Origin of the sequence: Mariniflexile sp. HMF6888 (assembly GCF_044335535.1) — a bacterium.
In the GTDB taxonomy this organism is placed as follows: domain Bacteria; phylum Bacteroidota; class Bacteroidia; order Flavobacteriales; family Flavobacteriaceae; genus Mariniflexile.
Window position 1 is genome coordinate 53,085 of record NZ_JBIQVZ010000013.1, and the last position, 6,079, is coordinate 59,163.

5 protein-coding genes are annotated in these 6,079 nt (G+C 30.8%); 3 read left to right on the forward strand and 2 right to left on the reverse strand.

Annotation, left to right across the window (positions count from 1 at the left end):
• The first annotated feature begins 23 nt into the window (after positions 1 to 23).
• From ACGLWY_RS17910 to ACGLWY_RS17920, 3 genes are read left to right on the forward strand one after another with little or no spacing between them, the layout of a single operon-like run.
• Positions 24 to 1,484, forward strand: coding sequence for a TolC family protein (locus tag ACGLWY_RS17910; protein ID WP_396621052.1), 1,461 nt, complete (start codon positions 24 to 26; stop codon positions 1,482 to 1,484).
• Between the two features lie 28 nt (positions 1,485 to 1,512).
• Positions 1,513 to 2,343, forward strand: coding sequence for an N-acetylmuramic acid 6-phosphate etherase (gene murQ, locus ACGLWY_RS17915; RefSeq protein ID WP_396621053.1), 831 nt, complete (start codon positions 1,513 to 1,515; stop codon positions 2,341 to 2,343).
• Complete coding sequence (locus ACGLWY_RS17920; RefSeq protein WP_396621054.1) at positions 2,321 to 2,557, forward strand: DUF6095 family protein; 237 nt, start codon at positions 2,321 to 2,323, stop codon at positions 2,555 to 2,557. The genes murQ and ACGLWY_RS17920 overlap by 23 nt, the downstream gene beginning before the upstream one ends.
• Here the strand turns inward: ACGLWY_RS17920 and ACGLWY_RS17925 are convergent.
• Positions 2,554 to 3,054: a hypothetical protein gene (locus ACGLWY_RS17925; RefSeq protein ID WP_396621055.1), complete on the reverse strand. Its 501-nt coding sequence runs from the start codon at positions 3,052 to 3,054 to the stop codon at positions 2,554 to 2,556. The two genes, ACGLWY_RS17920 and ACGLWY_RS17925, sit on opposite strands and share 4 nt — an antisense overlap.
• 317 nt (positions 3,055 to 3,371) lie before the next feature.
• A complete protein-coding gene (locus ACGLWY_RS17930) occupies positions 3,372 to 5,807 on the reverse strand; it encodes a helix-turn-helix domain-containing protein (RefSeq protein WP_396621056.1) in 2,436 nt (811 codons plus the stop codon).
• Between the last annotated feature and the right edge of the window lie 272 nt (positions 5,808 to 6,079).

Genomic DNA, 6,079 nt, shown 5'->3' on the forward strand with positions numbered 1-6,079 from the left:
TCCATTAACACAAAGCCAAAGAAATGAAAAAAACATTGCTAGTATTAATCTTAATTTTCTCTTGTTTAACTTTTTCGCAATCAAAAAAAATAACCTTAAGCGAAGCCATTAATTTAGCCCAAAAACAATCACCAGATTATAAAACAACCTTAAATAGAAATCAGTCCAACTACTGGCGCTTTAGAAATTACAAGGCAAGTTTTCTACCTCAATTAAGATTTAATGCTACTTTACCCGAATACAATAAAGCGGTACGTAGAATAACAAATGATGCTGGTCAAGATGTTTTTGTAAATCAAGATCAATTACTTTTAGAAGGCGGACTATCTATAGCACAAAACATTCCATACACTGGAGGTACACTTTCATTAAATTCTAATTTAGAGCGTATTGAACTTTTTGGACTTGATGATAATATCGGTTATTCAGTGGTTCCTTTTTCTATAAGATATTTCCAAAACTCTATATTTTATAACCCTTTTAAATGGGATAAAAAAATCGAACCTTTAATTTATGAAGAATCGAGAAGGGATTTTATTGAAAAAATGGAAGATATTTCAGTAACAACCTGCCAAAGGTATTTTCAATTACTTAAAGCTCAAATGCAGCTCGAAATAGCTAAAGTAAATTTATCAAACCAAGATACACTTTATCAAATTTCACAAGGGCGCTTTAAAATTGGAAAAATAGCAGAGAATGAATTGTTACAAGTAGAATTAACTTTATTAAATTCTAGAAATACTGTAACGACTAATACCATTGAACTAAAAAGAACTTCTCAAAATTTGGCGAGATATTTAGAGTTGGAAACAGAAAACATACAATTGGATGTTCCTGATAAATTACCTCTTTTTGAAGTAAATATTGATAAAGCCTTGGAAGAAGCACAATCAAACAGAAAAACGGTTATAGAGTTTAGAAGAAAGCGGTTAGAAGCAGAAAAAGAATTGGCTTTTCAAAAAGGTAATAATCGATTAAGACTAGGTGTTGCTGCTAATTTTGGGATTTCACAAAATGGTGATGACTTCAATAATCTTTTTAACAACTATAATAAACAACAAAATGTTTCTGTTTCTGTGAGTATCCCTGTTTTTGATTGGGGAGTTTCTAAATCAAAACGTAAAATGGCAGAAGCCGATCTAGACCTAACTAACAATAATATAGACCAAGAAAAACAGGCTTTTGAGCAAGAAATTTATTTACACGTCCTTAATTGGTCAAATCAAAGAGACTTTTTAGAAACGGCAGAAAAAGCAAAAGAAATAGCTATAAAACGTTATGATATTTCACAAAAAAGATATGTTTTAGACAAAATAACCATAACAGACTTAAATATTGCTTTACAAGAAAAAGATAAAGCCGTTCTACAATATTTAAATTCCCTCGAGAAATTTTGGCGGGATTATTACATTTTAAGACAGTTAACCCTTTATGATTTTATAAATGATAAAAAATTAGAAGTTGACAACATTCTTTTTGACTAAAATCGCCAATAATTCATACTTTTGAATTATGAATTTTACAAAAACAACCGAGCAAGATTCAAACTACAATCATCTGGAAAAGATGAGTATTTCTGAATTATTAAGTAACATTAATAATGAAGACAAAAGTGTACCCCAAGCAGTTGAAAAATCACTACCACAAATCGAAGCTTTAGTTAGCATCATAGTAACTAAATTAAAAGAAGGTGGTCGCTTGTTTTATATGGGAGCTGGCACCAGTGGGCGCTTGGGCATTTTAGATGCATCAGAATGTCCACCTACTTTTGGTGTCTCTCATGATTTAGTTATAGGTCTTATTGCTGGTGGCGATTCTGCTATTAGAAAAGCCGTAGAGTTTGCCGAAGATTCTACCACACAAGGTTGGGAAGATTTAAAAACCTATCAAATTTCAAGCAAAGATGTCGTTGTTGGTATTGCTGCTTCCGGTACAACACCTTATGTTATTGCTGCCCTAAAAACATGCAATGATAATAATATCATTACAGGTTGCATCACTTGCAATAAAAACAGTCCACTTTCACAAACAGCGCAATACCCCATTGAAGTTATTGTTGGTCCTGAGTTTGTCACTGGAAGTTCTAGAATGAAAGCTGGTACAGCTCAAAAACTAGTATTGAATATGATAACTACAACCACCATGATTCAGCTTGGTCATATAAAAGGCAACAAAATGGTTGATATGCAACTAAGCAATAATAAACTAGTAGATAGAGGTACTAAAATGATTATGACAGAACTTAATGTCTCAGAAGAAGAAGCAAAAGCACTTTTAAATACTCACAAAAACGTACGTTCAGCAATTAAAAACTATAAAAATGGAAACCAAAAGAACAGATAAAACAATACTTATTAAAGGCATAAAAACCTTAGTTTTCGCTTTATTAAGCTTATTTATTGGCCCTATTTTAATGACCATGGCCCTTTCCGATAAAGAAAACGCTCTTTATATGCCCTTATTAATTGTAGCTAGTATAATTTGTGCTATGGCCGTATTTTTGATTTTTAAAGGCATACGCATTATTATGAGCAGTATGTTTAAAAAAAATAATTAATTAAAAGATGTTTGTTTTGGGGTTGTAGGGTTATATCCAAAATCTGAATCCTTTATAGAAATATTCAAACCTTCCAATATATAATTTATTATGGCATAATGGTGAATAGCATGGCTATTGGCTTGTGAAAACAAAGCACCATAACTATATACCATTTCTACTTTGCCTAAACCCAAATCATCCGTAACCAAAACAGGCTCAGTCATATCAAATTTAAAATCCATCAATTTATCTATAATTGAATCTAAATATTGTATAGCACAACTACACTCTAATTCTACAGCTCTATGTCTTCTTCTTGCCGTTAAATCAATTTTATTATTGGAATTTACATTGAAAATGCAGTCATAAAAATCTAAAATGTGCCTAATATGAGAGCCAACACTTGAGTGGTATGGCGATACCGATGAATCGCTTAAAAGATTATCTGTTAAATTGTCTAATAAAGTTTTAGACTTTTTTAGTGTTTGAAGTGATGATTCTATAATAACATTCATAGGCTTTACTAAAGTAACTAAATAATTTTAATTATCCATTAGTCATTCTTATGTTATAACCTTACAAAATAAAGAATATATTAATTTTTATCATGAGTGTCCGATTCAAGATTCAAGATCGCTTCGCTAAAAGACAATAGACAATAGACAATAGACAATAGAGAAAATGACAACAAATTGATTTACTTTTCTGCTTTTATACTCGTTAAGTAACTAACTATTACAAAATGCTAGCCCACAAATTTGTAACCTCTTAAAAAAGCCTTTATCACTATGTTTGCAGGGAATATAAAAGTTTTATCGGATAACAATGAATCTTATAAAGATTTTAAATGTTCCAATACCAATCGTAACTCACCATAGCTATATACATCATCTAATTGATTTTTTAAGTCAGATAAGTTTTCAAAAGTTGTTTTAGGAATTAATGCTAATAAGTTATTATAATGTTCTTTTGGTATTAAATCTGTAATCTTTACTTCTCCCGAAGCTACAAAACTTGCCAAATGCCCAAAAATAGTATTCTCGTTTAATTCTCGTTCATTAGCAATTTCTTGAATATTTTTTCCAGATTTAAACAATTCTAAGGATATTCTCTTGGTATCTCCCTTCTTCTTTTTTGGTTTTTCAGTTTCAAAAACATCTATATCTGTTGAAGTTTCAATACCATTTTCATCGCAATAGTCTTTAATTACTTTTAAAATAGCATCGCCATATTTTTTTATACGAACATCGCCCAAACCATTCACTTTTTTCAATTCTTGTTTTGTTAATGGCAAGGTTTCACATATTTCATATAATGCTTTTTGTGCAAAAATCTGGTAATGGATTAAATCATTTTCTTGAGCAATCTCATTTCTAAGAATTCTTAACCGTTCGAACAATTCTATATTTGTAGTACCATCTACAACAGTTTTTCTAGTTTTTTTGGGAGATTCTTTTGAAATAAAAACTGCTTTTGCCCTGAGATCTAAAAAAGTATTTACATAAAACCCTTGTGCCAAATTATTAAAATATAATAATTTGGCTTCTAAAAGTTCTTCAATGGCATCCATATTCTTGGATAAATCGGCTCCAATTGCTTTATTATCTGTAGTGAAATTTAATATTTTTAATGATGAAACTATATGTGTTTCAACTTCAGTTTTAAAATATGCTATTGCTTTTTTAAAACGTTCCTGAATGATTTCACTTGCCTCTGGTAAATCTTCCTTTTTTGATAGTTGCTTTAGCTGAGTATTAAAACCATTACTGATTTTTAAAAGATTTACGAGTGTATTTTTAATGGACAACAGGGGTTCCTCAAGATGTCCTTCAATAACTGTTCTGTTCTTATAAAAAATATCTAATACTCTATTAACAGGATTTAAAAATTCATAAAAATCGAAAATTTCAAAAATTAAATCTAATTGAAAGTCTTTCTGCGAAAATTCTAAAACGGATTCATCGGGTGCGTTTTGTTCGGCATCTTTGGTGAATGAAACAACATTACTATCACTAATTATTTGGTTTGAATGAATTTTACTTTTTAAAACCAACCCTTCCAAAGATTTACATCGGCTTAACGCCACATAAGTTTGCCCGTGTGCAAATGCACCTTGAGCATCTATAATGGCTTTTTCAAAAGTTAATCCCTGACTTTTATGAATAGTAATTGCCCAAGCTAAACGCAAAGGCATTTGTGTAAAAGCACCAATTCTTTCTTCTGAAATAGCTTTAGTTTCGGCATCAACGGAATAATTTATATTTTCCCAAATTTCGGGTGTCGTTATTATATTAAAATCATCATCAGGACACTTTACAACAACTTCATCCTTTTCTAAATGTATAATTTTCCCAATCTTACCGTTAAAATAACGCTTATCTGGACTGCTGTCATTTTTTACAAACATGACCTGTGCCCCCACCTTCAACTCAAGTAAAGCCTTATTTGGATAAGCATATTCAGGAAATGTACCTTCCAATCCAGCCTTATAAGTATGTGTTTTGGTTTTTAATTTAGCAAGTTCAGCATTATTAGTGGCTTCTGCCTTATTGTTATGTGTAGTTAATGAAATATAGCCTGCATCTGGTGCTGGTATAAAATCTGGAATATAGCGCCTATTCAACTCATTCGTTGAATCTTCCGAAAGCACATTGTTTCGTATCTCATTAAGTATTTCTATAAACTTTGGGTTTTCCTGTCTGTAAATATGTTTCAGTTCTATTGTTATGGCATGGCATTCTTGATATGCAAAACTGCTAAAGAAAAATCCATTCTTATAAAATGACTTTAATAGCTCCCATTCATTATCCTTAATAACTGGTGAAAGTTGTTGTAAGTCACCAATCATTAAAACCTGCACGCCTCCAAAAGCTTTACTCCTATTTCTAAAACGACGCAATGTTCTATCTATACCATCTAATAAATCAGCTCTTACCATACTAATTTCGTCAATAATCAATAAATCCATCGATTTAATGATTTCGATTTTAGTTTTGCTAAATTTTCTATTAAATCCTTTAGAAGCGTTTAAATCTGTGTCAGGCAAAATGGGACCGAACGGCATTTGAAAAAATGAATGTATGGTAACACCTCTAGCATTAATGGCAGCTACACCAGTTGGGGCAACAATTACCATACGTTTCAAACTATCCATTTTCAACCTATGTAAAAAAGTGGTCTTACCAGTTCCTGCTTTACCTGTTAAAAAAATAGAACGATTTGTTTTATTAACAAATTCCCAAGCTAATTCCAGTTCTTTATTATGCATTAATTAAGCTTCATTTATAATTCATCTTACATCAACTAATATACGATTTTTCATATAAATTCTATGATTTTAAAAATAAACTTTAATGTCAATAAACCATGAAGGGAAAGTGAGGATGCTTTAAAAATCAAATAGGTAGAAACCCAAAATACACTAAAGCTGTTGTTCCATTAATTTCTACAGACAAAAAAGTCAGGTTAATTTAAACCTTATTTACAAAATTAAGAAAACGTCTGAAATGTTTGATATTAAACTTCTAGACCACTTGATCC